This window comes from Streptomyces sp. NBC_00659 (assembly GCF_036226925.1).
Lineage (GTDB): Bacteria > Actinomycetota > Actinomycetes > Streptomycetales > Streptomycetaceae > Streptomyces.
In genome coordinates this window covers 8,505,865-8,530,864 of the sequence record NZ_CP109031.1, presented here as the reverse complement: position 1 = coordinate 8,530,864, position 25,000 = coordinate 8,505,865, and the positions used below count along the sequence as shown (strand labels likewise).

General features: G+C 72.4%; 17 protein-coding genes. 7 read left to right on the top strand and 10 right to left on the bottom strand.

The annotated features are described in order from the left end of the window. Positions 1-2: 2 nt before the first annotated feature. Both OG410_RS37205 and OG410_RS37200 read right to left on the bottom strand, forming a co-directional pair. Positions 3-1,871 (bottom strand): cellulase family glycosylhydrolase, encoded by a 1,869-nt coding sequence (locus OG410_RS37205; RefSeq protein WP_329303177.1) that lies wholly within the window; start codon positions 1,869-1,871, stop codon positions 3-5. Positions 1,872-1,980: 109 nt separating this feature from the next. Further along, positions 1,981-3,966, bottom strand: a complete 1,986-nt coding sequence (locus OG410_RS37200) for a translation factor GTPase family protein (RefSeq protein ID WP_329303176.1) — start codon at positions 3,964-3,966, stop codon at positions 1,981-1,983. 252 nt (positions 3,967-4,218) lie between these two features. Between OG410_RS37200 and OG410_RS37195 the strand changes: the two genes are divergently transcribed. Further along, positions 4,219-5,493, top strand: a complete 1,275-nt coding sequence (locus tag OG410_RS37195) for an XdhC/CoxI family protein (RefSeq protein WP_329303175.1) — start codon at positions 4,219-4,221, stop codon at positions 5,491-5,493. A 56-nt stretch (positions 5,494-5,549) separates the two neighbouring features. Here the strand turns inward: OG410_RS37195 and OG410_RS37190 are convergent, their stop codons facing one another. Both OG410_RS37190 and OG410_RS37185 read right to left on the bottom strand, forming a co-directional pair. Then, positions 5,550-6,059, bottom strand: coding sequence for a metallophosphoesterase family protein (locus OG410_RS37190; RefSeq protein WP_329303174.1), 510 nt, complete (start codon positions 6,057-6,059; stop codon positions 5,550-5,552). A 12-nt stretch (positions 6,060-6,071) separates the two neighbouring features. Continuing rightward, positions 6,072-8,504, bottom strand: a complete 2,433-nt coding sequence (locus OG410_RS37185; protein ID WP_329303173.1) for a SpoIIE family protein phosphatase — start codon at positions 8,502-8,504, stop codon at positions 6,072-6,074. A gap of 312 nt (positions 8,505-8,816) precedes the next feature. On the opposite strand from OG410_RS37185, the gene OG410_RS37180 reads away from it, so the two are divergent. Then, positions 8,817-10,985, top strand: coding sequence for a SpoIIE family protein phosphatase (locus tag OG410_RS37180; protein WP_329303172.1), 2,169 nt, complete (start codon positions 8,817-8,819; stop codon positions 10,983-10,985). A gap of 169 nt (positions 10,986-11,154) precedes the next feature. Here the strand turns inward: OG410_RS37180 and OG410_RS37175 are convergent, their stop codons facing one another. Continuing rightward, the gene (locus tag OG410_RS37175; protein ID WP_329303171.1) at positions 11,155-12,528 is read right to left on the bottom strand and encodes a S1 family peptidase; all 1,374 of its coding nucleotides are present in this window, start codon (positions 12,526-12,528) and stop codon (positions 11,155-11,157) included. Positions 12,529-13,278: 750 nt separating this feature from the next. On the opposite strand from OG410_RS37175, the gene OG410_RS37170 reads away from it, so the two are divergent. The 4 genes from OG410_RS37170 (at position 13,279) to OG410_RS37155 (ending at position 19,454) form a co-directional block, all read left to right on the top strand. Continuing rightward, positions 13,279-13,494: a type A2 lantipeptide gene (locus OG410_RS37170; RefSeq protein WP_326783939.1), complete on the top strand. Its 216-nt coding sequence runs from the start codon at positions 13,279-13,281 to the stop codon at positions 13,492-13,494. A gap of 101 nt (positions 13,495-13,595) precedes the next feature. Then, positions 13,596-14,405 (top strand): HlyD family efflux transporter periplasmic adaptor subunit, encoded by an 810-nt coding sequence (locus OG410_RS37165; RefSeq protein WP_329303170.1) that lies wholly within the window; start codon positions 13,596-13,598, stop codon positions 14,403-14,405. Beyond that, complete coding sequence (locus OG410_RS37160) at positions 14,402-16,624, top strand: NHLP family bacteriocin export ABC transporter peptidase/permease/ATPase subunit (protein ID WP_329303169.1); 2,223 nt, start codon at positions 14,402-14,404, stop codon at positions 16,622-16,624. Before OG410_RS37165 ends, OG410_RS37160 begins: the two co-directional genes overlap by 4 nt. Position 16,625: 1 nt before the next feature. Beyond that, the gene (locus OG410_RS37155) at positions 16,626-19,454 is read left to right on the top strand and encodes an NHLP bacteriocin export ABC transporter permease/ATPase subunit (protein WP_329303168.1); all 2,829 of its coding nucleotides are present in this window, start codon (positions 16,626-16,628) and stop codon (positions 19,452-19,454) included. Positions 19,455-19,483: 29 nt separating this feature from the next. On the opposite strand, the gene OG410_RS37150 is transcribed toward OG410_RS37155, so the two are convergent. The 4 genes from OG410_RS37150 to OG410_RS37135 form a co-directional block, all read right to left on the bottom strand. Then, positions 19,484-20,020 carry an SRPBCC family protein gene (locus tag OG410_RS37150; protein WP_329303167.1) on the bottom strand — a complete coding sequence of 179 codons (537 nt, stop codon included), beginning with the start codon at positions 20,018-20,020 and terminating at the stop codon, positions 19,484-19,486. Between the two features lie 6 nt (positions 20,021-20,026). Continuing rightward, on the bottom strand, positions 20,027-20,434 hold the full coding sequence (locus tag OG410_RS37145) for an ArsR/SmtB family transcription factor (protein ID WP_329303166.1): 408 nt from the start codon (positions 20,432-20,434) through the stop codon (positions 20,027-20,029). A gap of 88 nt (positions 20,435-20,522) precedes the next feature. Beyond that, positions 20,523-22,067, bottom strand: coding sequence for a phosphatase PAP2 family protein (locus OG410_RS37140; protein ID WP_329303165.1), 1,545 nt, complete (start codon positions 22,065-22,067; stop codon positions 20,523-20,525). 343 nt (positions 22,068-22,410) lie between these two features. Further along, positions 22,411-22,833, bottom strand: coding sequence for a subtilase-type protease inhibitor (locus tag OG410_RS37135; protein ID WP_326783946.1), 423 nt, complete (start codon positions 22,831-22,833; stop codon positions 22,411-22,413). A 341-nt stretch (positions 22,834-23,174) separates the two neighbouring features. Between OG410_RS37135 and OG410_RS37130 the strand changes: the two genes are divergently transcribed. Then, the gene (locus OG410_RS37130) at positions 23,175-23,726 is read left to right on the top strand and encodes a hypothetical protein (RefSeq protein ID WP_329303164.1); all 552 of its coding nucleotides are present in this window, start codon (positions 23,175-23,177) and stop codon (positions 23,724-23,726) included. A gap of 61 nt (positions 23,727-23,787) precedes the next feature. Here OG410_RS37130 and OG410_RS37125 read toward each other — a convergent pair whose 3' ends face one another. Continuing rightward, a complete protein-coding gene (locus OG410_RS37125; RefSeq protein WP_329303163.1) occupies positions 23,788-24,966 on the bottom strand; it encodes a PucR family transcriptional regulator in 1,179 nt (392 codons plus the stop codon). Positions 24,967-25,000 lie beyond the last annotated feature (34 nt).

Genomic DNA, 25,000 nt, shown 5'->3' with positions numbered 1-25,000 from the left:
GTTCAGCCGAACCGTGCGGCGGCCCAGGCGGCAAGTTCGGTCCGGGCCCCGTTCAGCAGGGCGGCGGACGGGGCGTTCGCCCCGTTCGTGACCAGCGCGTAGTGCACGGTTCCCGAGCCGGACGCGGTGAGCAGGAGGCGGCGGCTTCCGGTGCCGCCCGGCTCGGGAGCCACGGCGACGGGCGTGGCCGAGGTGTAGGCGGGCGGGGAGACCAGCGCTCCGAGGTCGGACACCACCGTCGTGGCCGAGGAGGGGAACGAGGCCGGCAGATGGAGTTCCGTCGGGGCGGACCCGCCGTCGGAGCGCCAGACGAGCAGGCCGTACTGGCCCGTTCCCACGAGCTGGGAGACCTGCGGAAGGGTCGAGGGGACCGGGTTCCAGGTCAGGGTGGTGGAGCCGTCGCGGGAGCGGTCCTCGTAGGTGAAGGCGAGGGTGGAGCCCGTGGTGGCGCCGGGGTAGAGGCGGTCGAGGAGCCGGGCGTCCTGGCGCAGCACGGCCGTGCCCGAGTCGTCGAGGCGCACGGCGGAGAGGTCCTCGTCGTTCCAGGCGTCGGCGGAGGTCAGGACCTTGTCGGGGTTGTCGTTCATCAGCTCGTGGTGCCGGCCGCTGTAGATGTCCCACTGCCACTGGGTACCCGACAGGACCGGTCCGGACGAGGCCGCTCCTGACCACCAGCCGGACCCGGAGAGCCGGGAGTCGAGGGCCTGGTACATCGCCTTGTCGACGGTCGGGGCCTTGTCCGAGACCGTTCCGGAGAGGGGGTGGCCGAACTCGGAGACGACGGCCGCCGTCCCGGCGGCGGTGGCCCGGTTCCGTACGGTGCCGAAGTCGCCGGTGTACTGGCCGTCTCCCGCCTTGCCCCACATGAGGATGCCCGAGATGGCCTTCTGGTCGTAGAAGTGGGTGTTGAACACATAGCGCGGGCCGAGGGTGCCCGCGTCGAGCAGTCCGCCCTCCTGCTTCTGGGAGGTGATGTTGGCGTTCCAGAAGAGGTTGGGTTCCACGAAGGCGGGCTTGTCCTGCCAGCCGGCCGCGTCCATGCGGGCCCGGAACTTCCCGTAGAACGGCCAGAGCAGGTCGCGTTCCCAGGTGCGGCTGGTCTGGCCCGAGTCGTAACTGCCCGCGTAGGGCTCGTTGTACGGGTCGAAGCCGGCGACGCCCGCGAACTCGGCCGTGGTGAGGTGCTGCCGGACGTACGTCATGGTGGCCTGGGCCGTGGCGAGGAAGGCGTCCTGGAGTCCGTAGGAGTTGTGCCAGAAGTCGTACTGTGCGGCCTTGACGGCGTTGTTCTGGGTGATGTTCTGGCCCCAGAAGAGGCAGAGGCCGCAGGACTCCTGCGGGTAACCGCCCGCGGTCACGGCCCACTTGGGGGCGCCGTCGCCCGAGTACCAGCTTCCCTGGTTGAAGAGGTGGCGGGAGTAGAGGTCCTGGTGGAAGTCGGGGAAGACACGGATTCCCGCGTCGAGGAAGGCTCGCATCTGGTCGGTGACCGCGGCGAGATAGGCGTTGTCGACCTGGCCGCGGACCGGTTCGGCGTGCGCCCAGGAGAGCAAGAAGCGCACGGAGTTGCCGCCGCCGAGGGCGCGCAGCGCCGTGGCGGACTTCGCCGCGTCGGCGACCGAGGCGAAGGGCAGTCCGCTGTTCTCCTCCAGCTTGGTCTCGCCGGAGACGTTGTAGCCGCGCAGGACGACCTCGCGGCCCAGGCCGTCGGTGAAGCGGCCGTTCACGACCGTGAGGGCGGCGGCAGCCGGCTGGTCGAACCAGAGGGAGTCGGGGAGTCCGTCCGCGGCGGCGGGCCGGGTGCCCGCCGCCGTGAGGAGACCGGTGAGGAGTACGAGGACGCCGAGCAGACGCGCACGTAACTTCGTCATGTCCACAACAGTCCCGCCGGCATCAGGAGCCGTCAACACCTCTGACTCATGAGTAAGTTTCTCGTTTCACCCGCCTGGGCGCACAGGGCCGACAGCACGGCCGGCCGGCTCACCCTCCGAGCCTGCGCGTCAGGTTCAGCAGATACTCCTTGCGGTCCAGCGGGTTCGGATCGGTCCGGGGACGGTCCGGGATCGCGCCCCGCGCCACGGGCGCGTAGTGGTCGAAGGAGCATTCCAGCTCACCCTCTCCGCGCGTCGGCCCCGGGAGCTGCTGCTCCAGCTCATGCGCCCGCACCACCGGGAGGACTCCCTCCAGCACACACGAGGACCCCTGGATCCGGGTGGTCCGCGGCACCGCCCGCTGCCGGGCCAGCAGGGGCAGCACGGCGCCGAGCGTGTCCGCGGGAACCTCCAGACGGAACGCGTTCATCGGCTCGTACACCTGGGTCCCGGCCGCGCGCAGTGCGGCCGTCAGCACCAGCGGGGTCAGGCCCCTGAAGTCGGCACCCGTGCTGGACATGCTCTTGTCGAATCCCTGGTGGGCATGGCTCTGACGCGGTGAATAGCCCGAGTGCGTCATCGTGACGGCGCAGTCGGTGACCTGCCAGCCGTGCAGCCCCTGTCCCAGCGTCTCCTCGACGGTGTCCTCGACCGCTTTGAAGAACGCGTACGGCATCGATCCGAGCTCGACCTCCAGCCGGAACGCCACACCGGATCCGACCGGCGCCGGGTCGACCCGCAGTCCGACGGTCGCGAGGAAGGGATTCGGGTCCTTCTTGTTGAACTCGACCGACGCGCCGGTGCCCAGAGGCCGTTCGACACAGAGCGGGGTCGTCTCGCGGAACAGGACGTCGATGCCGAACTCGTCGGCCAGGGTCGCCTGGAGGACCTCCTTCTGGACCTCGCCGTAGAGCGACACGGAGATCTCCCCGCGCAGTTCGTCGTGCCGGAGGCCGATCAGCGGGTCCTGTTCGGCGAGTTGGGTGAGCGCCGTGTGCAGCACGCCCCTGTCGGCCGGGCGGCCGGGCGAGACGACGGTCTCCAGGGTCGGCGGAGCGAAGTGGTGTCCACCCGCCGGCGAGCGTGGCGGTTCACCGATGGTGTCGCCGATCCGGACCGCGCCGAGCCCCCACAGCTTGCCGATGCGTCCCGCGGTCACACTCGCCTCACGGACCGCCGAGCCCTGGTCGAAGACGCTGATCGCGGTGACCTTCCCCTCCTCGCCGTCGCGCAGGGTCAGCCGGTCACGGGTCCGCAGGGTGCCCGAGAACATCCGCGCGTACGCGATCTTCTCCCCGGCCGCTCCTCGCTCGACCTTGAAGACGGTGCCCGACAGCGGCCCGTCCGCGTCCGCCTTCGCCGTGGGCAGCAGCTCCCGGATCCCGGCGATCAGTTCGGTGACGCCCGCGCCCGTCATGGCCGATCCGAAGAACACGGGGTGCATCAGGGCCTGCCCCGTCTGCCGGATCAGCGCCCCGCGCAGACGCTCGTCCGACAGGCCGTCCTCGACGTACGCGGCCAGCAGTTCCTCGTCGTGCCCGGCCAGCGGATCGAGGAGACGCGGCCGCAGCCGGTCGGCGGGGTAGGGGGCGAAGTACGCGGCCCGCGTGCCGAGTTCACCGGGCTCGCCCATCGGGACGATCGCCGGGGTGAGGCGCTCGGAGATCTTGTCCAGGATCTCCTCGCACCGGGCCCCGCGGCGGTCGATCTTGTTCACGAAGATCAGCGTGGGAATGCGCAGCCGCTGGAGCGTCCGCATCAGCACGCGTGTCTGCGCCTGTACGCCCTCCACGGCCGAGACGACGAGGACGACGCCGTCGAGCACGCCGAGCACCCGTTCCACCTCGGCGATGAAGTCCGGGTGACCGGGGGTGTCGATCAGATTGACCGTGAGGTCGTCGATCGCGAAGGAGACGACGGCGGATTTGATCGTGATGCCGCGCTGCCGCTCCAGCGCGAGGAAGTCGGTCCGGGTGTTCCCGTCGTCGACGCTGCCGATCTCGTCGATGACCCCGACCGTGTGCAGCAGCCGCTCGGTCAGGCTTGTCTTACCGGCGTCTACGTGCGCCAGGATTCCCAGGTTGAGCATATGCACCGGGTGTCATGTCCTTTGAGATGAGAGTGATTCCTTCCTGGGTGGACATGAACGGTGCGCGCATGTGCTGCTCCTCATCGGTGCTGGTGAACACGTTCCCGTCAGTGCAGCAGGTGGCCACCCGCGACGGCAACGCATTAACGCTCAACGAAACCTCGTCGCGGGGCGGATCCTTGGAGGTGACCGGATCCTGGTCCTTCGAGGTGACCGGATCCCCGGGCGGGCCCGGCCCCGCGGCGAGAGGAGCGGACGATGCGTGACATCCTCCCCGCGCTGTACGAGTGGTACGCGGCCGGATCGCCCTTCGGGCTGGCCACGGTGGTGGCGGTCGACCGCAGCGCGCCCCGCGACCCGGGCGCGGCCATGGCGGTCGGCCCGGGCGACGAGATCGTGGGCAGTGTGTCCGGCGGCTGTGTCGAGGGCGCGGTCTTCGAGCTGGCCCGGGAGGTGATCGCCTCCGGCGAGACCCGCCTGGAGACGTTCGGGTACAGCGACGAGGACGCCTTCGCCGTGGGACTCACCTGCGGCGGAGAGATCACCCTGCTGGTCCGGCGGGTGTCGGCCGCCGACGATCCGGCCTTCGCGGCGGTGGCCGAGTCGGTGGCGGCGGGCCGCCCGGTGACGCTGGCGACGGTACTGGACGGCCCGGCGCCACGGGGGGCGACGCTCGCCGTCCGGCCTGACGAGACCCCGGCCGAGAACGGGACCCCCGGCTCGGCGGCCTCCACGGGCGCGGCCGACACGGCGGGCGCGGCCGACACGGCGGGCGCGGCCGACACGGCCAGCACGGCCAGCACGAACGGCACGCACGGCACGCACGGCGCCGTCTCCGCCCCACCCGGGCCGACGGACCCGGACACCGGGACTGCCGGGTCGCTCGGGTCCGGGGGGCTGGATGTCGCCGTCGCCGCCGACGCGCGGGGGGAACTGGCCCAGGGGGCGACGGGGCGACGGCACTACGGGCCGCACGGTGAGCGGCGCGAGGACGCCGTCACCGTTTTTCTGCACTCCTTCGCACCGCCTCCGCGCATGCTGGTCTTCGGCGCCATCGACTACGCGTCCGCCGTGGCCCGCATCGGAGCCTTCCTCGGCTACCGGGTCACGGTGTGCGACGCCCGTCCGGCGTTCGCCACGCCCGAACGCTTCCCGGCGGGTGTGGAGGTCGTCGTGGACTGGCCGCACCACTACCTGAGCGGCACGACGACCGACGCGCGCACGGTGATCTGCGTCCTGACGCACGACCCCAAGTTCGACGTGCCCCTGCTGGAGGAGGCGCTGCGCCGTCCGGCCGCGTACATCGGCGCGATGGGCAGCCGCCGCACCCACGACGACCGTCTGGAACGGCTGCGCGCGGCCGGTGTCCCGGAGCACGAGCTGTCCCGGCTGCGCTCCCCCGTCGGCCTCGACCTCGGAGCCCGTACACCGGAGGAGGTGGCCGTGTCCGTCGCCGCGGAGATCATCGCGCTGCGCTGGGGCGGCAGCGGGCTGCCCCTGACAGCCAGGGGCGGGGCGATCCATCCGCGGTGAGCCCGAGCCGCGCCCGGCGCCGGGCGAATCGCGCCCAGCGGCCCGTGATCCTGGGATCAGCCGCTGCGCGGAGGCAGCCGGTGCAGGGTCACCCCGGTGAGCCGGCCGTCGTCGGTCACCGTCGCGGTCATGTACGTGCAGTACGGCTCGCGACGGCGGTCGGTCGGTGAGCCGGGGTTGAGCAGACGCAGGCCGGTGGGCGCGGTGCTGTCCCAGGGGATGTGGCTGTGGCCGAAGACCAGCACGTCGAGGTCGGGGAAGCGCCGCGCGCAGCGCTGTTCGCGCTGTTGCGCGGAGCCGGTCTCGTGGACGACCCCGAAGCGCAGGCCGCCCAGTTCGGCGCGGGCGATCTCGGGGAGGCGGGCCCGCAGACCGGGGCCGTCGTTGTTGCCGTACACGCCGATGACCCGCCGGGAACGGGCCTCCAGCAGGTCGAGGGTGGCGGTGTCCACCCAGTCGCCCGCGTGGATCACGACGTCGGCCGACGGGAGTTCGGCGAGCAGCGCGGCGGGCAGTTCCCCGGCCCGCTTCGGAAGGTGGGTGTCGGACATGAGCAGCAGACGCACGGCTTCACCTCCTCAGTCGAGCGCGATCTCGCTCCAGACCTGCTTCCCGCCGCTCACCGGCACCGTGCCCCAGGTCGCCGACGTCGCCTCGACGAGCAGGATGCCACGGCCTCCGGTGGCCTCCCAGCCGATGCTGGTGGGCTTGATCGGCGTGCGGGGCGAGTTGTCGGCGACCGCGATGCGCAGGCGGTGGTTGATGAGGGTGAGGTCGAGCCGGACCTTGCCGTCGGTGTGCACGAGGGCGTTGGTGACGAGTTCCGAGACGATCAGCAGGGCGGTGTCCGTGTACTTGCCGACGCCCCAGGTCCGCAGGGCGCGCCGGGTGTAGCGGCGGGCGTGCCGGACCGCCTCGGGGACCCGCCAGACGGTCCAGCTCTCGCGGAGCGGCAGGACCTCCATGCCGTCGTACCGCATCAGCAGGAGGGCCACGTCGTCGCTGCGGTTGGCGCCCGTGAGCAGTTCGTCGGCGACGAGACCGAGGTGGGCGGGGTCGGAGCCGGCCAGACCCTCGGCGAGACGTTTGAGGCCGTCCTCGATGTCGACCTCGACGGACTCGACCAGTCCGTCGGTGGTCAGCGCGACGATGGTGCCGGGCTGGAGCCGCAGCGGGCTCATGGGGAAGTCGGTCTGGCGGATGACGCCGAGCGGCGGTCCGGTCTCCGAATCGGGGACCTCGGTACGGCCGTCCGGGTGACGCAGCACGGGCGGGATGTGTCCGGCGCGCACATACCAGGCGGACCCCTCCTCCATGTCGACGTCGACATAGCAGCAGGTGGCGAAGAGGTCGGTCTCCAGGTCGAGCAGGAGCCGGTTGGCGTGCGAGACCACCACGTCCGGCGGGTGGCCCTCGACGGCGTAGGCGCGCAGGGCGGTGCGCATCTGGCCCATGAGGGTCGCGGCCGAGGCGTTGTGTCCCTGGACGTCGCCGATGACGAGGGCGACGTGGTTGTCGGGCAGCGGGATGACGTCGTACCAGTCGCCGCCGACGTCCAGGCCGGAGGTGGTCGGCAGATAGCGGGCGACGGCGACCGCGCCGGGCAGCCGGGGCAGCCGTCGTGGGAGCAGGGTCCGCTGGAGCATGCCGATCAGTTCGTGCTCGGCGTCGAAGGCGTGGGCGCGTACCAGGGCCTGCCCGGCGAGACCCGCGGAAGCGGTGAGCAGGGCTCTCTCCTCGGGGCCGAACTCGTGCGGGGTGTCCCAGCCGATCAGGCAGGCGCCCGCCATACGGCCGCCCGCGGGCAGCGGCAGGACGGCGAGGCCGCCGGGGCCGACCTCGGCGAGCGCGGATTCCAGGTCCGCGCCCGCGGGCCAGATGGCGGGCCGCCCCTCGTTGAGGGCCGCCGCGAGCGTGGGCATGGCCCGGACGGGCGCGTCGGGCCACTCCGAGCGCCATTCACTGCGCCACAGCTCCGGCCAGAACTCCGGCTGTGGCGGGTCCAGAAGCGTGACGACGAGACGGTCGCCCTCCAGCTCGGCGACGGCGATCCGGTCGGCCTGGAGGGGTTTGCGCAGGGCGGCGACGACGGCCTGGCCGACATCGCGGACGGTGCCGGCGGTGGCCAGCGCGGCGGCGAGACGCTGGACGCGGCCCACGTCGCTCAGGCCGGAGCGCAGTTTGGAGGCGTCGGAGACGATGCCCACGAGCCGTGCGGGGCGGCCCTCGGCGGAGGGCAGCAGCCGGGCGCGCAGCCGCAGCCACTTGTGTCCGCCGGACGGCTGGTGGATACGGAACTCCAGCTCGCGTTCACCGATCGACATGTGGTCCGGTTCGACCGCGGACATCAGGGCCGGGAGGTCCTCCGGCACGGCCATGGACAACAGGGTCTCGACCTTGCCGTCGAAGGTGGTGGGGGACAGTCCGAACAGGTCGAGCACCTCGCGGTCGACCTCGACGTGCCCGGTGTCCATGGCGAGGCTGAACGCGTTGGCGGGCAGGTCCGCCGCGTTGTCCGGCGGCGGCGCGGGCGGGCAGACCACGGCATCGGCGAGCAGCCCGAGGCAGGCCCGGTCCTCGGGGCCGAAGCCGTCGGGGCGCTCGCTGACGGCGACCAGGCAGCCGTTGTCCCCCAGGGGCAGCACGGCCAGCGAGAAGTCCTGGGAGGCCAGGCGCCGGGCGTCGGCGCAGCGCCCGAGCTCCTCGGGTCCGAGCCAGCACGGCAGTCCCGAGCGCAGGGCCTCGGCGGCCGGGGAGCCGCCGGACAGGGGGTAGCTGTCGCGGAGCCCGTACAGCGTCCTGGGCACCCCCGCGGACTCGGCCAGCTGCAGTTCACCGCCGCTCACACTCGGTGAGTACACGGCGGCCACGGTCGCACCGGTGAAGACGAGTGCCTGTTCCAGCAGGCGGTGCAGCCGTTCGCGTGGGTCGAGATCCGCGGTGAGCGTCTTCAGGGCAAGTTCGGCACGCGACCTTCTCGTTCCGCGTTCCGCAGCACCCTCACTGACCACGCCGTCATTACAGCGCTTCCCGGGCTCGGGCGCAGCCCCTGCGACCGTTCCGAACGCGCCGGGCCTGCGGCGGAGCCCATACGGGACGGCCGATCCGACGAAAGCGAATCCGTCGTTCTTCATGTCGTTCACACCGTGCTCCCGTGACGAAGGCACACCGTGCCCATGACGGAGGTGACGGTTCGTGTCCCGGCCGGGCGGGACAGCGGGTCGCCCGGCCGTGGGGGCGGGTCGGCTCGCCGTGCGGGATCGACCTCCAGGGAGGAGCCTTGACCCCTGGAGGTGCGGAGTCGTGGACGGCCCCGCGAGGAGGTGGTCGCCGTGTCCGACGGGCAGGAGGCCGCGCAGGCGCCGGCAGGCCGGCCGGCCCCGGTGGGACGTCCGCTGCTGTCGCTGACGCTGGCCACGATGCTGGACGACGTGGACGCCCACGCGGGAGCCGTCTACCTGCTGTCCTCCCACGAGCCGGTGCTGGAGATGGCGGTCTCCGCCGGGCTGCCACGGGCCTTCGCCGCGCCGTGGGAACGCGTGGGGCTGAACGCGCCGATCCCCGTCGCCGAGGCGGTACGGGATCGGCGGCTGATCTGGGTGGGCGGCGAGCACGAGATGGCCCGCAGGTATCCCCGGATCGCGGTGGTGCTCCCGTACCCCTTCGCCCTCGCCGCGCTTCCGGTGGCGACGGCCGCCACGATGTACGGCGCCGTCTTCGTGACCTGGCCCGGCTCGCATCCGCCGGACCTCTCCGACCGGGAACGCGATCGCCTCACCGCGGCCTGCGACCGGCTCACGCTGCGTCTGGAGCGTGCCGCCGCGGAGAACCGGCCGCTGCACCCCGAGCCGGACCTGCTCACGCCGTACGCGGAGGCGCCCGGCGGCACGCTCGGCTCGATGGAGGCCACGCGGATGGTGGGGCGGCTGCCGTACGGGCTGTGCTCGCTGGATCTGCACGGGCGGGTCTGCTTCGCCAACGCGGCGACGGCCGAGCTGCTCGGAGTGCCCGTCAGCCGTCTCCTGGGCACCCAGCTGTGGGCGGCCGTGCCCTGGCTGAACGACCCGGTCTACGAGGACCGCTACCGGGCGGCGCTGATCAGCCAGCACGTGACCTCCTTCGTCGCCCTGCGTCCGCCGGGCGACTGGCTCTCCTTCCGCCTGTATCCGAGTACGAGCGGGCTGAGCGTGCGGATCTCGCGGGCCCGGCCGGTGTCCGAGATGACGCGGGCGGGCCCGCAGCGGCGCGACGGCAGCCCCCGCCTGGTGACGATCTCCCATGTGCTGAGCCTGGCGAGCGCCTTGACCGAGGCGGCGGGCGTGCAGGACGTGGTGCAGCTGGTGGCGGACGAGATCTCACCCGCCGTCGGCAGCCAGTCCCTGGTCGTCCTCGCCAGCCGGGCGGGGCGCATGCACGTCCTGGGGCATCGCGGTTATCCGGACGCTCACATCGTGGAGCGCTTCAACGGGCTGCCGCTGAGCGAGCAGACCCCGGGCACCCAGGCGCTGAACACCGGTGTGCCCGCGTTCTTCGACTCGCGCGAGCAGCTGGAGCGGCTGTATCCGGCGCGGAACGCCACGCCCGACGGCATGGGCGCGTGGGCGTATCTGCCGCTGGTGGCCTCCGGACGGCCGGTGGGCACCTGCGTCCTCGGGTACGCGCAGTCCCACCACTTCGCGCCCGACGAGCGGGCGGTACTGACCAGTCTGAGCGGTCTCATCGCCCAGGCGCTGGAGCGTGCCCTGCTCTACGACGCGAAACTCCAGCTCGCACAGGGCCTCCAGGCCGCGCTGCTGCCGGCCTCGCTCCCGCCGCTGGCCTCGGTCGAGGCGGCGGCGCGCTATCTGCCGGCGACCCAGGGCATGGACATCGGAGGGGACTTCTACGACCTGGTGTCCTCGCACGGCCGGGCGGCGGCGGTGATCGGGGACGTGCAGGGGCACAACGTGACGGCGGCGGGGCTGATGGGGCAGATCCGTACCGCGGTCCGCGCGTACACGGCGGTCGGCCAGGCCCCGGAGGAGGTGATGGGGAGCACGAACCGGCTGCTCATCGACCTGGGTACCGAGCTGTTCGCCAGCTGTCTGTATCTGCGCCTGGACCCGGCGCGCGGGGTCGCCGTGATGGCCAGGGCGGGGCATCCGCCGCCGCTGCTGCTCCGGCCGGACGGCAAGGTGAAGGTGCTCGACCTGGCCGGCGGGCCGCTGCTGGGGATCGACCCCCACGCCGTCTATCCGACGACCGCGGTGCCGCTCGTCCCGGGGTCGGTGCTCGCCCTGTACACCGACGGTCTGATCGAATCCCCCGGTGTCGACATCGAGGACGCGCTCGCCGACCTCGCACGACGGCTCGCCGCGAGCGGGCACCAGCCCCTGGACGAGCTGGCCGACACTCTGCTCCAGCGGGGCGAGGAGAGCACGCAGGAGCGGCCCGACGACGTCGCGCTGCTTCTGCTGCGGGTACGGCCGCGTGGTGGGAACGGCGCCGTATGAGGAGCGGTCCGACCCTCCCGCCGGAGGGCCGGACCTGTCCACTGTCGACCGGAATTCCCTGTTCCGTTGGCCGGTCAGTGGTTCTTGACCGCCGGACTCACCGGCTTCGGGGGCGGACACGAGGTCCGATCCGTCACCGGCGGCCGACTACTGGGGTGGCGGTGCCGGACTACTGGTGCTTGCGGGACCGGTGGTGCGTCCCGTTCTGGCCGGTACCCGCGCCCGCCGCGTCACTGGCGCTCGCACTCGGGTCCACCACGTCACCGCCGGCGCCCGGGTCCACCGCGCCCGCGCTCGGGTCCACCACGTCACCGGCGCCCGGGTCCACGGCGCTCGCACTCGGGTCCACCGCCCCGCCGGCACCGGCGTCACCGGCACCCGCGTCGCCCGCACCTGCGTCGCCCGCACCTGCACCTGCACCTGCACCTGCGTCACCGGCTCCCAGCGTCGCGCCGACCGCGGCCAGCGCGGTGGTGACGGGCTGGAAGAAGGTCTCGCCGCCGGCCGTGCAGTCGCCGCTGCCACCGGAGGTCAGGCCGACCGCGCCGCCGTCCTGGGTGAACAGGGAGCCGCCGCTGTCGCCCGGCTCGGCGCACACATCGGTCTGGATGAGGCCCGTGACGGTGCCCTCCGGGTAGTTCACGGTGGCGTTGAGACCGGTCACGTTGCCGTCGCGCAGACCCGTGGTGCTGCCCATCCGGAAGACCTGCTGGCCCACGGCGGCCTCGACGGCCTGGTTGATCTGGACGCTCTGCCCGTTGCCGACGTTGACGGCGCTGTTCGTCTGCGTCGCCGGGTCGTCGTACTTGACGAGGGAGAAGTCGCCGTCTCCGGGGAAGGTGGCCTGGTCGACGGTGGCGATGGGCGCACCGTTCGCCGCGTCCGACCACTCGGCGGCGGCGACACCGCAGTGGCCCGCGGTGAGGAAGGCGGGGGTTCCGTCGCCCGCGGTGACGTTGAAGCCCAGCGAACAGCGCGCGTTGCCGCCGAAGATGGCGTCACCGCCGTCGACGAAGGTCTTCAGGGTTCCGGCAGACTTCGAGAGGGTCGCCACGCCGGAACCGAGGCCCTTGACGGTCGACTCGACCGTGTTCCACTTGTCGCCCGTGACGGTGGAGTCCGCGGTCACCCGGATCTCGTTGGTCTTCGGGTCGACGGACCACGCCGTGCCCGGGATCGTCGCGTCGGCCTTGAGGGTCTTGGCGGCGGTCTGCAGCGCGGCGGTGCTGTTCTGCACCTGGTGAGCCACCGCGCCGGCCTTCTCGATCTGGTTGACGACGTTGCTGTTGTTACCGACGACATTGATGACGAGCTGCTTCTGCTGCGCGTCGTAGTACGAGCCGGCGAACGCGTCACCCAGCTGGGAGGCCAGCATGGAAGCGACGTCCGAGACGTCGTTGGCCGCGAAGGTTCTGGGAGTGGCGGCATCCCCGTTCGACTGCGACGCGTTGGCGTTGGGCAGCAGCAGAGCCGCTGCTCCGAGCGCCGCGACGCCGCCAACCGCGATGGCGGCCTTGCGCTTGGGTATCCGTTTGTGACTCAACTCTTGACCTCCTGGGGACGGGGTCGATGCCGCGTCCGGCAGCTGACTAGGGGGCGCCTGCTTGCCCGTTGATACGCGTGTGTCGCCCGGGGTGTTCAACTGCCATTGCAAATTGCGGGAGTTGACTTCGCCAAAGGTATCGATTGCGGAGACAACCGGGGCATTCCGCCTACCGGGAGGACGCCGGGACAAGCAGGACCGGCGCAGGCAGGACCGGCGCAGGCGGGACCGCCGGGGCCGAGAGGGACCGGAGGGAGCGGACGGTGCCGCCGAAGGGGCAGCCACACCCGGGGCGACACGGAAAGCGACCGGCCGACGACACTCCGTCGACGAGTGGTGGCGGAATCCCGGGTTCAGGGAATCTGCACAGCCCATGCTCACCGAGGTCACCGCGGACCGGGGATCTGCACAGTCGCGCGCCCCCTGCGCGCCGATGGGCCGGGACTGTCCGATTCGGCGCGGGAGTGGCAAGGGTGAGGGTGGATCGATGCCGCGCAGCATGTGAAGAAGTGGCCGCAGAGGCGTGTGCACCTGTGCACGGTTCATCGCCCATGGAGCACAAGTTCCCAGGTGAGAGCCCTGGTTGATTGGAAGCGCGCCCCGCGGCCGTGCTTTGATCCGTTGCACCGCGGAGGTCGCAGCACCGCTCCCGGCAACGGGAGCCGCACCCCTGCGGCGGCGGCCGCGTCTGTCCCCCAGAGGGGGCCGCTCTCCCCCCTTGTGAATATCCATATGAAGGGAAGTTCCATCATGAACTCCACCCCCCGTGTCGAGACCGCCGAGATCTCCGACGCCGACCTCGACAACGTCTCCGGTGGCCTCGCGCTGAACGCCGTCGGCACCGTCACCGGCCTGGTGGACGGCGTTGCCCCGGTCTCCGGCATCGTCGGCACGGCCATCGGCACCGTCGAGGGTGTGACCGGCCTGAACACCGCCCCGGTCACCGGCCTGGTCGCCGGTCTCTGATCGCGTTTCACGCCGCCGAGTCCCGGAACCGCCCCACCGGTTCCGGGACTCTCGGGTGCCATGAGGTGCCGTGAGCCTCTCGAACAGGTGAGAAGAGTCCCGTGCAGTTCCGTCAACAGGCCCTCGCCAAACTGCGCTCCCCCGAAGAGCTCGACCTTCCGGTGCGCTTCGCCCGCCCACAGGGCCGGCTCGCCCTGTCCGTGACGGTCCTTGCCATGGCCGCGGCCTCCGTCTGGGCCGTGACCGGCACCGTCACCCCCACCGTCGCAGCGCCCGCCGTCCTCACCCAGGCGCAGGGCAGTTACCTCCTGCAGAGCCCGGTCGCCGGGCAGGTCACGGCGGTCCTCGCGAAGGAGGGCGAACGGCTCCCCGCGAACGCCCCCGTACTGAAGGTGCGTACGGCGCAAGGGGAGACGGCCGTCGTCCGTACGGTCGCCGCGGGCCGTGTCACCGCCCTGGCCGCCACCATCGGCGCGATCATCTCGACCGGCGCGAACGTCGCCGCCGTGGAGAAGGCCGCCCACGCCGACGACCCCCTGTACGCGACCGTGTACGTCTCCGCCGCGAGCGCGGCCGCCGTTCCCGCCGACGCCGCCGTCGACCTCACCGTCCAGTCGGTGCCCGCCCAGCGGTACGGAGTGCTGCGCGGCCACGTGAAGGCGGTGGGCCGCAGCGTGCAGACCCGGCAGCAGATCGCCGCCTACCTGGGCGACGCCCAACTGGGCGAGCAGTTCAGCGAGAAGGGCAGGCCGGTCGCCGTGCTGGTCAGGCTCGACCGGTCGTCCGCCACCCGCAGCGGCCTGAAGTGGTCGTCCGCGGACGGGCCGCCCTACGCGCTCACCTCCATGACCCTGGCCACGGCCTCGGTCCGGCTCACCGGTCAGCGCCCCGTCGACTGGCTCCTGCCGTGAGCGCCGCACCGGACACCCGCGGGAGACGGCGCGCCGCGCCGCCCCGGCGCAGCGTGCCCAGGACCCGGGTCAGGAGCGTCCGCACCCCCACCGTCCTCCAGATGGAGGCCGTGGAGTGCGGTGCGGCGTCCCTGGCCATGGTGCTCGGCCACCACGGCCGGCACGTCCCGCTCGAAGAGCTGCGAATCGCCTGCGGTGTCTCGCGGGACGGTTCTCGCGCGAGCAACCTGCTGAAGGCGGCGCGCGGTTACGGTCTGACGGCCAAGGGCATGCAGATGGACACGGCCGCTCTCGCCGAGGTGCGGGGACCCGCGATCCTGTTCTGGGAGTTCAACCACTATGTCGTGTACGACGGCATGGGGCGCCGTCTCGGACGCCGGGGTGTGCACATCAACGACCCGGGCAAGGGCCGTCGTTTCGTGCCGATGGAGGACTTCGACACCAGCTTCACCGGAGTCGTCCTGGTCATGGAGCCGGGTCCCGGGTTCCGCAGGGGCGGCCGCAGGCCGGGGGTGCTGGGTGCCATGCCGGCCCGGCTGCGCGGCACTTCGGGCACGATGCCCGCCGCGGTGCTGGCGAGTCTGCTGCTGGTGGCGGTCGGCGCGGCCGTGCCCGCGCTCAGCCGGACGTTCATCGACCAGTATCTGATCGGCGGTCAGAGTTCGCTGCTCGGGGTGCTGTTCGCGTCGATGGGCGTCTCGGTGCTGCTGACGGTGGTGCTGACCTGGCTGCAGCAGGCGAATCTGCTGCGCGGCCGCATCATCTCCTCGACGCTCTCCAGCGCCCGGTTCCTGCGTCATCTGCTGCGGCTGCCGGTCACCTTCTTCTCCCAGCGCAGCCCGGCCGATCTGGTGCAGCGGCTCCAGTCGAACGACGCGGTGGCCGAGACCCTCGCGCGCGATCTCGCCGCGGCGGGTGTGGACGCGGTCGTCGTCGTCCTGTACGCCGTGCTGCTCTACACCTACGACCCGCAGCTGACGGCCGTCGGCATCGGTGTCGCGCTGCTCAACGTGGTGGCGATGCGGGTGGTGATCCGGCTGCGCGCGACCCGCACCGCCAAACTCCGCGCCGACACCGCCCGGCTGACCAACACCTCGTACACCGGGCTCCAGTTGATCGAGACGATGAAGGCCACCGGCGGCGAGGATGGCTACTTCCGCAAGTGGGCGGGACAGCACGCCACCACGCTGGAGGAGCAGCAGCGCCTCGGTGTGCCGAGCGCATGGCTGGGGGTGGTCGCCCCCACGCTGGCGATGCTCAACAGCGCGCTGATCCTGTGGATCGGCGGCCTGCGGGCGGTCGAGGGGCAGGTTTCCGTGGGGCTGCTGGTCGCCTTCCAGGCGCTGGTCACCCGGTTCACCGCGCCGATCACCCGGCTCAACGGTGTCGCCGGCCGGATCCAGGACTTCGCGGCCGACGTGGCCCGGCTCAAGGACGTGGAGAACTTCCGCGCCGACCCGCTCTACGCCCGCCCGGGCACCGGCGGGTCCACCCGGCGTCTGCGGGGTCATGTGGAGCTGGAGAACATCACGTTCGGCTACAGCCCGCTCGACGAGCCGCTGCTCACCGGATTCTCGCTGACGGTCGGGCCGGGTCAGCAGGTGGCCCTGGTCGGCGGTTCGGGCAGCGGCAAGTCGACGGTGTCCCGGCTGATCTCGGGCCTGTACGCGCCGTGGGAGGGCACGATCCGCATCGACGGCCGGCGCCTGGAGGACATCCCGCGCCAAGCGCTCGCGTCGTCCGTGTCCTTCGTCGACCAGGACGTGTTCCTCTTCGAGGGGACGGTCCGGGACAACGTGGCGCTGTGGGATCCGTCGATCCCCGACGACGCCGTGGCAGCGGCTCTGAAGGACGCGGCGCTGTACGACGTCGTCACCCGCCGTCCCGGCGGGATCCACAGCCGCGTCGAGCAGGACGGGCGGAACTTCTCCGGCGGTCAGCGGCAACGCCTGGAGATCGCGCGGGCGTTGGTGCGCAGGCCCAGCATTCTCGTGCTCGACGAGGTGACCAGCGCCCTGGACGCGGAGACGGAGCAGACCGTCATGGACAACCTGCGCCGGCGCGGCTGCGCCTGCGTGGTGATCGCCCACCGGCTCAGCACCGTACGGGACAGCGACGAGATCGTCGTGCTCGAACACGGCTCGATCGTGGAACGCGGGCGGCACGAGGCACTGGTGGCGGCCGAAGGCCCGTACGCCGGTCTGGTCAGGGAGCGTTGAGATGAGCACGGTCCACGAAGGCGTCCACGAGCAGGACATGGTGCTCGGCGCGCTCGGCGGCATGGGCACCCATGTCGGCTGCGCGGGAGTGAGCCGTCTCGATCTGGAGGGTCCGCAGGTCCTGTGGCTGGTGGCCGCGGGAGCCATGGACCTGTTCGCGGTCGACGCGGCGCAGCAGGGTCACTGGCATCACCTCGGCCGGCTCGAAGCGGGCTCCCTGCTGCTCGGTCCGGTGACGGGCCCTCAGCACACTCTGGTGGGGCGGCCGTTGCGCGGCTGCGAGCTGCGCCGGATCGGGTTGCGCGAGCTGCACCGGCCGGCCGACACGGCGACCTGGTCGTACGACGCGTACGGCAACCCGCAGTTCGTGCCGCCGGCGTCGAGCCCGCTGGAGCACGCCCTCGCGCTCGGCGTGGGACGTGGCCTCTCCATCCTCTTCCAGGCACCGACGGCCGGGGAGTACACCGCCGCTCCCACCGACGACGACGTGTTCTGGATGCAGGTCCCGCCGGGGAGCGTGCAGTACGGCTCGCTGTACGGGGCCGAGGCGGCGGCCGATCTGCTGATGGACTCCGGTGTCTGGCAGAGCATGGTCGACCAGCAGTACCGGCTGCTGTCCACCCTCGACCGCTGGATAGAGGAGCTGGAGGCCGGTCACGAGGACCGTGCGGCGGCGGGCATCAAGGCCGGTGAGGACGTCCGCGACCGGGCCGACCGGGCGCTGCTCGCCTCGATCGGCAGAGCATCGGCGAAGCGCCCGACCGCGGCCGAGGCGGACGCCACCTACGCGGCCTGCGAACTGGTCGCCCGCGCGGCCGGGATCACCCTCGCCGAGCGGGCGGGAGGCGGCGCGGAGAGCGAACGGCTCGACCCTGTCGAACGGATCGCGCTCGCCTCACGGATCCGCGCCCGTTCCGTGCGCCTGGACGGGCGCTGGTGGCGTGACGACATCGGCCCGCTGGTCGGCAGCCGGGCGGTGTCCGGTGCGCCGGTGGCGCTGCTGTGGCGGCGCGGCGGCTATGTCGCCGTACAGCCGTCGTCCGGGCGGGAGACGCCGGTCGAGAAGGCCAACGCCTCGGAGTTCGAACCGCGGGCCGTGATGTTCTACCGCCCGCTGCCCGAGCACGGGCTCGGCCCGCTGCGGCTGCTGCGGTTCTGTCTGGCGGGCACGGGCGGGGATCTGCGCAACCTCGCGATCAGCGCTCTGGTGACCGTGGCGATCGGCGCGCTGGTGCCGATCGCGACCGGCCGGGTGCTCGGCGAGTACGTCCCGAGGGCCGAGCACGGCCTGATCGTGCAGGTCTGTCTCGCGCTCATGGTCGCCGGCGTCGTCTCGGCGGCGTTCACGCTGTTGCAGAACCTCACGCTGCTGCGGATGGAGGGCCGGATCGAGGCGAGTCTCCAGCCGGCCGTGTGGGACCGGCTGTTGAGGCTGCCCACGTCGTTCTTCGCCGCCCGCTCGACCGGCGAGCTCGCGAGTGCCGCGATGGGCGTGAGCGCGATCCGCCGTCTGCTCGCCGGTGTGGGCCCCACGCTCGCGCAGGCGGGCACGGTCGGCGCGATGAACCTGGGTCTGCTGCTCTGGTACAGCGTGCCGATGGCGCTGGCCGCGATCGGCATGCTCGTGGTCGTCGCGGCCGCGTTCCTCGGTCTCGGTCTGTGGCAGGTACGCGGGCAGCGCCGGCTGGTGGTCCTGGGCAACAAGCTCAACAACCAGGCGTTCCAGACCCTGCGCGGGCTGCCCAAGCTGCGGGTCGCGGGGGCCGAGAACTACGCGTACGCGGCCTGGGCGGGCGAGTTCGCGCGCAGCCGTGAACTCCAGCAGCGGGTCGGCCGCGTCAAGAACCTGACGACGGTGATGGGCGCGGTGTATCTGCCGTTGTGCTCCCTGCTGATGTTCATGCTCCTGGCGGGCCCGGCGCGGGGCTCGCTGTCGGCCGCGGCCTTCCTCACCTTCAACACATCGGTGACGATGCTGCTGACGTCGGTCACCCAGATCACCGGCGCGCTGGTCTCCGCGGCGGCCGCGCTGCCGATGTTCGAGGAGATCAGGCCGGTGCTCGACGCGACGCCCGAGGTGCGCGGGGCGAGTACGCGTCCCGGTGTGCTGTCCGGCTCGGTCGATGCGCGGCGGCTGTCGTTCCGGTACGCCGACGACGGTCCGCTCGTCCTGGACGACGTGTCGTTCTCCGTCCGGCCGGGCGAGTTCGTGGCGATCGTCGGCCCGAGCGGCTGCGGCAAGTCCACGCTGCTGCGGCTGCTGATCGGCTTCGACCGGCCGGTGTCGGGCAGTGTGCTGTACGACGGCCAGGATCTGGGGGCCCTCGACCAGTCCGCCGTACGACGTCAGTGCGGTGTCGTGCTCCAGCACGCGCAGCCCTTCACCGGGTCGATCCTGGACTGCATCTGCGGCACCGAGCCGTACACGCCGGAGGAGGCGATGGAGGCGGCGGAGATGGCGGGCCTGGCCGAGGACATCGCACGGATGCCGATGGGGCTGCACACACTCGTCTCGGGCAGCGGCGCCATCTCGGGCGGTCAGCGCCAACGCCTCATGATCGCCCAGGCGTTGATACGGCGGCCGCGCATCCTCTACTTCGACGAGGCGACCAGCGCGCTGGACAACGCGACGCAGCGCACGGTGATCGAGAGCACCAAGGCGCTCAACGCGACCCGGGTGGTGATCGCGCACCGGCTGTCGACGGTGCTGGACGCGGACCGTGTCATCGTGATGGAGAACGGCCGGGTCGCCCAGCAGGGCCCGCCCGCGCAGTTGCTGGCGGACACGGGCGGGCGGCTGCACGAGCTGGTGCGGCGGCAGCTGTCCTGAGCGGTCGTCCCCGCCACCGGGGTGAGCGGTCAGTCCGTCCCCGGAACCGGCGCGCCGGAGGGGACGCCCGCTTCGACGTAGACCTCGTAGATCTCCTTCCAGGCCGGGATCCCGCCGGCGTGCGGCCCCTCGGAGCGTTCGCCGCGCGCCCTCGCGCCGAGGGCGGCGAGGCACACCTCCCAGCCGGCTCCGTTGCGGGCTGCCGTGTCCGGCTCGGCAAGCACGTCGGTGAGCGTGAAGCGGGTGCGCCCGCCGTCGAGGGCTTCGAGGTCGAAGCGCAGTTCGTCGCCGCCCCACTCGAAGGAGAGGTGGCGGGGCGGGTCGACGGCGAGGACGCGGCCGGTCGACCCGGGCATGTTCGGATCGCCGCTGAAGGTGATCGTGCCGCCGGGGCGCAGTTCCATCTCGGCGCGGGAGGGGAACCACGCGGCCAGTTCGTCGGCGTCGGTCACGAACCGCCAGACGCGGTCGACGGGATGGTCGTAGGTGCGGCTGAAGCGGACTGCGGGGCGGCCGTCGTCCAGGGTGAGGTACGTCCCGGTGCGTGCGGTGGCTTCGGCGGACATGGTGTCTCAGTCCTTCGGTGAGGAAGCTTCCTGTGGGGGTGCTGCGCCGTTCGGTTGCCTTCGGCCGGGCGCGAACGGCTCTTCTCGCCGGTCCGACGGCCCGCCCGCCACCTCGTCCAGACGGCGGCCGAGGGCGTCCAGGCTCTCGTTCCACAGCCTGCGGTACCCGGCGAGCCAGGCGTCGAGTGCGGCGATCGGGGCGGGGTCGAGGGCGTAGACCCGGCGCTGGGCTTCCTGCCGTACCCGGACGAGCCCCGCGTCACGCAGCACGCGCAGATGCTTCGAGGTGCCCGGCTGGCTGAGCCCGCACGCCTCGACGATCTCACCCACGGCCCGGGGGCGCTCCAGGAGCAGCGCGACGATGGCCCGCCGCCGGGGATCGGCGAGGGCGGCCCATAGGGCGTCGTCGGACATGACACCAATATGCCTCGATGGCTATATAGCCGTCAAAGCATAGAAGAGGGATCCGAGGGACCGCCGTCGGCGGGGAGGCGGCGACCCCTCACCCGCCGTCGGCGGCGGGCCGTCGCGGTGGCCCCGCGTGTCTCCCGGACCGGCTCGCCCTCTCCCGGACGGGCCGGTACACGACCAGCGCCCGGTACTCCTTCTCCAGCCTCAACCCGGTGGCGCCGGAAAGCGGTTCACCGTCGAAGGCCAGGATGTCCGCTCCGGCGATACCGTCCAGCTCCAGCCAGGGAACCCGCTCGGCTTCGTAGACCCGCGAGTGCTCCAGGGTCCCGAGGACCGCGGCGGCGACGGTACGGGTGCGGGCGAGGCGTCGCCCCGCGTCGACCAGGCGCACATCGAGCAGATCGTCGTCCAGACGCGGCCGGAAGGCGGGGACGAGGCCCTCCGGCACGAAACGGCCGTTGCCCGCGAGGAGCAGCCACAGGCGACGGGGCCGGCCGTTGACGTTCAGCTCGACCGGGCGGGCGGTGCCGAGCGCCCGGGCCAGGGCGAGCGCGGTTGTCGGCGCGGCGGGCAGGCTGCGCTCCAACCGCTCGCGCAGCCGGGCGAGTTCGGGGTACGGGCCGACGCTGAACTCGTTGAGGAACCAGGTGTCCTCCCCCGCCCCCGAACGGGCGACGCCGATGTCCACCGACACCCCCTCGCCACGGGCCACCGCGCCGGCGGTGTCCTCGAGGTCCCGGACACCCACGTCCAGCGCGAAGCGGTCGGCGGTGCCACCGGGGAACACGGCCAGCGCCAGCCCCCGTCCGGCCGCCGCGCGGGCGGCGACGCCCGCCACGGCGTCGCCCCCGCAGACACCGAGCGCGCCGCCGGTCTCCACCGCCCGGTCGGCCGCCGCGGCGAGCAGCTCCGCGAGGTCGTCGCCGGGGCCTCGCTCGATCACCTCGGCCTCGGGCAGCAGGGCGCGCAGCCGCCGGGCGTGGTCCGGCGGCGCCCCGGGGGCTCCGGGCGCCCCGGCACGGGCCGGGTCGTCGACGATGACGACCAGTCCCTTGCCCAGCGGCAGGGCGGGCGCCCGCGCGGCGGGCCGTTCCCGCTCCGGCACGTCAGGGCGCGGCGGCCACCAGCGGCAGGTGAGGGCGGCCGCGCCCGCGCCGATGGCCACGCCGGCGAGGACGTCTCCCGGGTAGTGGACCCCTACGTAGACACGCGAGAAGGCGACGGCGGCGGCCACGGGCGCGACCAGGAGGCCGTAGCGCGTGGATTCCAGGGCGACGGCGGTGGCGAAGGCCGCGGCGGAGGCGGAGTGCCCCGAGGGGAAGGACGTGGTGTGCGGCTGACGGGTCAGATGCCGGATCGCGGGGACGCCCTCCAGCAGCGGGCGGGGGCGGCGGGCGCTCCACTTCACCAGCGTGTTGACGGTGAACGAGGCCAGCGCCAGCGAGCCGAGACCCCGCAGCGCCGCCCGGCGCCCGGCCGGCCCGCCGACGAGGCCGATCCCGGCGGCCGTGCCGAGCCACAGGCGGCCGTGGTTGGCGGCGTGGCTGAGCCGCCGCAGCGCCGGATCGGCCCCGGGCACCCGCGCGGTGGCCACCCGCGTGAACAGCCGCTGGTCCCATTCGAGGAGTGCACCCATGCTCCACCGCTACGCCGCCTCGGCCGTGTCGGCATCCCGGGTGACCCGGAACGGTGACGGGCATGGACCGTTGGGCGCATGGACCACCCCTGCGTGGTACGGGGGTACGGCACGGGCGCGGGAACGGCCGGCGTCCGCCGCGGCACCCTCGCACCCTCCGGTGAGTGACGCCCGTACCGCGGTGACGCGGTGGGCGCACGCGGACATGCCGAAGGCCGGTCGACGGCCCCACTCCGTCTGACCGACCCTCGGTGCGAAATCACATGGCGCCTCGTGACGGTGCCCGCACTCCCCAGCTACGGATCCCGGTCCATGTCCACGACGGCCACGCGATCCCGGTCTCTCAGAACGCGAAGACCGTCATCCCGTAGGAGGTCTTCACGCACTCGTTGGCGAAGGTGTGCTCGTACGAGACGCGCTTGCCCTGCCAGACTCCGGCCACCGTGACGACCACGGGGTCGTACTGCCTGGTACAGAAGACATCGTTCCTCGGCGTCAACGCGTCGAGATCACCCTTGACCCCCCGTAGTTCGGCGCAGGCGTCGGCCGCGGCGGGATGGGTCCCGGAGGCCGTCGGGGCGCAGTTGAGAGTGACCGCGCGCTCCGGCGTCGCGACGGAGGCGGTCTGGCCATGGCCCGTGGTGAGCACCAGGGCGGAGGGGGCGTAGAGCCCGGACGGGGCTGCGTGGGCGGACCCGACGAGGGGGCCGCAGACGGCGGTGGCCGTCAGGGTGAGAGTCGCTGCCCAACGCGCGGTGTTCGGCATTGTGTGCATCCTTCCGCTCGATCGAATGCGATACCGGCTCGGTCGGTGCCGGTTCGGCGAGCGCGAGTCTGCCGAGTTCGCACAGGAAACACACATCGACCCCACATATTTCAGTAACTTTGAGTATTGAATCAGTGGCGCGAAGTTACAGAATTCGAACGGATGAAGCCCGGAACTGAGCGCCCGACGACAACCGCCGACAGCCACCTGGCCGGAAAGACACGGCTCAGCAATAGGCCTGAAACATTCCACTTGAACCGTCACGCCGCCTCGACTTCCGCTGTCGGCGGACTTCTCCGGCACCCCTTGCGTCGCGCTCCCGGGCGAGTAATGGTGATTACATGATTACATCGGAGCAATGCGAGAAGCTGCGCGGCTGGTTCGCCGGCCGCCTGCCCGACGATCTCTTCGAGAGCCTCACGGAGGTGACGGCCGACCGTGAGGAGATCACCGTCGTCGGCCGCATCCCCGAGCCGCGGCTCGCCGAAGGCGCCTCGGACGCCGAGAAGGAGGCGGCGCTCCGGGCCCGTATCCAGGAGTTCCGCGAACGCACCCGCGAGGACCGCATGGAGGTGGCCCGTGACGCGGAGCACCGCTTCCGCAAGAAGGTCTCCTGGGGTGTGGAGTGCGGCACCGAGCGCGCCCTGTTCACCCATGTCGCCGCGCCCGTCATGACCCGGCTGCGCCAGCCCGAACGCGAGGTCCTCGACACGCTCGTCGCGGCCGGGGTCGCCCGCAGCCGCAGCGACGCCCTGGCCTGGTGCGTCCGCCTCGTGCAGCGCCACACCGACGACTGGCTGGGCGAACTGCGCGACTCGCTGGAGCAGGTGCAGCGGGTTCGGGCGCAGGGCCCGGACACCGGGGCGGAGGACGATCCCGGCGACGAGGAGTGACCGGGCGGGCGGCACCCAGGGCCTGCCGGGGTCGCGAATCGTCCGGCTCCGCCCCGAAGCCTCAGTCGCGGATCGTCCGGGCGATGTCCAGGGTGAGCCGGTGCCAGGGGTCGCGGGGATCGCGGCCGGTCAGCTCGTGCACCCGGCGCAGGCGGTAGCGCAGGGACTGCGGATGAAGGTGCAGGGTCCGCGCGGCGGCGTTCGCCGAGCCCGCGTCGATGTACGCCGTGAGGGCGTCCAGCAGATGCCGCCGGGCGGCCTCGGCGAGCGGCCCGAGCACCAGGCGCGCGATGTGGCCGGGCGCGGCGGCCGGGCGCCCGGCGAGCAGGGCGAGCACCTGCGCGTCGGCGTCGGTGAGCACCTGCCCGGACCGATGGGCGTGGGCCGGGGCGGTGTCGAGCGCGTCGGCGGCGAGCCGGTGCGCCAGGGCGATCCGGTCCAGGCTCTCGCCGGTGATGACGCACCCGCGCCAGGACCGTGCGCCCATCACCTCCCCGGCCCGCTCGGACGCCGCGAGCGGCAGCAGCAGGACGGCACGTGAGCCCCGTACCGTCGCCAGGGACGTCACCTCGCCCCCGGGAGGGGCCAGTGCGTCCAGCAGGGCCGTCGCCGTCTCGTGGGCGAGATCCGGCCGGTCCGCGGCGACCGGCTCCGCCGCCAGCAGGCAGTACGGATCCGGGAGCTGGATGCCCAGTCTGACGGAACGGTCGGAGAGCGCGCCCACCGAGGCGTGCCGTCCGGCGATGAGGTCGTCGAACAGCAGCCGCAGCGCCCGGCTCCGGTCGCCGGCCAGGTCCTCGCTGGTGGCGGCGTAGGCGGTGGCCATCTCCTCGGAGAGCGTGTCCAGGGTGGCGAGCAGCATGCGGGCGAGCGCGAAGGCGTCGGCGGCGGCGAGCCGGGGCGCGCGGGCGGCGACCTCGTCCGTGAGGACGGTGCCCGCGACCCGGTAGGCGCGCAGCACCGCCTGCACCGGGCGCCCGTCCGCCGCGCGGGCCGAGGCGATGCCCCGGAAACGCCGGAGATCGGCCGGTCCCAGTGTGCCGTCGGTGGCCCACAGGTGGAGCAGCCGCTCCAGGCCCCAGGCCGCGATCGCCCGTACCTCGGGCAGCCGGCTGTCGTCGAGCGCCGCGTACACCGGGACCTGTTCGTGGACCGCCGCGACGATCGCCTCCACGACACGCGGGTCGGCGACCATTTCCTGCCGGACGCGTTCCCGGTCCTCGGACGGCTTGTTTGTCACAGGGTGATGATCCCAGCCGCACGTTGTGCGCACC

What these genes read in the sequence shown, in the direction of transcription:
- OG410_RS37205 (WP_329303177.1), bottom strand. Translation starts at nt 1,871, where the DNA reads ATGACGAAGTTACGTGCGCGTCTGCTCGGCGTCCTCGTACTCCTCACC.
- OG410_RS37195 (WP_329303175.1), top strand. Translation starts at nt 4,219, where the DNA reads ATGCGTGACATCCTCCCCGCGCTGTACGAGTGGTACGCGGCCGGATCG.
- OG410_RS37170 (WP_326783939.1), top strand. Translation starts at nt 13,279, where the DNA reads ATGAACTCCACCCCCCGTGTCGAGACCGCCGAGATCTCCGACGCCGAC.
- OG410_RS37155 (WP_329303168.1), top strand. Translation starts at nt 16,626, where the DNA reads ATGAGCACGGTCCACGAAGGCGTCCACGAGCAGGACATGGTGCTCGGC.
- OG410_RS37150 (WP_329303167.1), bottom strand. Translation starts at nt 20,020, where the DNA reads ATGTCCGCCGAAGCCACCGCACGCACCGGGACGTACCTCACCCTGGAC.
- OG410_RS37145 (WP_329303166.1), bottom strand. Translation starts at nt 20,434, where the DNA reads ATGTCCGACGACGCCCTATGGGCCGCCCTCGCCGATCCCCGGCGGCGG.
- OG410_RS37140 (WP_329303165.1), bottom strand. Translation starts at nt 22,067, where the DNA reads ATGGGTGCACTCCTCGAATGGGACCAGCGGCTGTTCACGCGGGTGGCC.
- OG410_RS37135 (WP_326783946.1), bottom strand. Translation starts at nt 22,833, where the DNA reads ATGCCGAACACCGCGCGTTGGGCAGCGACTCTCACCCTGACGGCCACC.
- OG410_RS37130 (WP_329303164.1), top strand. Translation starts at nt 23,175, where the DNA reads ATGATTACATCGGAGCAATGCGAGAAGCTGCGCGGCTGGTTCGCCGGC.